Origin of the sequence: Halorubrum sp. Ea1 (genome assembly GCF_002252965.1) — an archaeon.
Classification (GTDB): Archaea; Halobacteriota; Halobacteria; order Halobacteriales; family Haloferacaceae; genus Halorubrum.
Genome location: NZ_NHPG01000021.1, coordinates 1 through 276 on the forward strand (window position 1 = coordinate 1; position 276 = coordinate 276).

Here is a 276-nt window from a genome sequence, read left to right on the forward strand (position 1 = left end):
GCGACGGGGCGGGCGAATCAACCGACGCGCTCCCGGTCAAGCTGTTCGAGGGGTACGTCCCCGGGCGGATCGTGGCGCCGCGCGGCGACGGCGGCTTCGGCTACGACCCGATCTTCGAACACGACGGCGAGACGTTCGCCGAGATGGACACCGACCGGAAGAACGCGGTGTCACACCGGGGACGGGCGTTAGAGAAGTTCGCGGAGTGGTACGCGGACCGGTAACGCGTCGTTCAGGCCGTTTCGGCGATGGCGGCGGCCAACAGGTCACAGCCGA

At 68.8% G+C, this 276-nt stretch carries 1 protein-coding gene; it reads left to right on the forward strand.

From position 1 onward, the window contains the following. On the forward strand, positions 1–224 hold a 224-nt coding region (locus DJ73_RS02705), incomplete at its 5' end, for a non-canonical purine NTP pyrophosphatase (RefSeq protein WP_141212898.1). Between the last annotated feature and the right edge of the window lie 52 nt (positions 225–276).